This window comes from Synechococcus sp. CCAP 1479/10, from assembly GCF_019038515.1.
Taxonomy (GTDB): Bacteria; Cyanobacteriota; Cyanobacteriia; order PCC-6307; family Cyanobiaceae; genus Cyanobium.
The window spans coordinates 1-442 of record NZ_JAFKRJ010000089.1 but is presented as its reverse complement, the minus strand read 5'-3'; the positions used below and the strand labels follow the sequence as shown (position 1 = coordinate 442).

1 protein-coding gene is annotated in these 442 nt (G+C 70.8%); it reads left to right on the top strand.

What is annotated here, in order from left to right:
• Positions 1–442, top strand: a 442-nt coding sequence (locus tag KUG39_RS17100) for a DUF4912 domain-containing protein (RefSeq protein WP_216916597.1), incomplete at both ends; no start/stop codon positions are given.

The window sequence follows — 442 nt, the reverse complement described above, 5'->3', positions numbered from 1 at the left end:
GCCGGCCGCCGAGACCCGCGTCGTCTTCCTGCCCCGCGATCCCCAGTGGGCCTACGTCTTCTGGGACATCTCCGAGGACGACCGCAGCGACGCCCTCCATGCCGGCGCCTCCCAGCTCTGCCTGCGCGTCGCCGATGTCACTGGCCTGGCCGGCGGTTCCGCCCACCCCCACACCCTTCAGGAGGTGGTGGTCGACAGCCATGCCACCGAGTGGTACCTGCCCGTTCCCCTCTCCGACCGCGATTACAGGGTCGAGCTCGGCTACCGCAAGGGTGGCGGCGGCGGCTGGATCTCCCTGGCCTTCTCCTCGGTCGCCCGGGTGCCGTCGCTGCATCCTTCCGAGCAGATCCTCGATCAGTTCGTCCCCTTCTCCCTCGACGCCTTCCCCTCCACCACCGCCAGCCTGCCCGCCCCCGCCGAAGCGGTGGATTCCGGCCTGCAC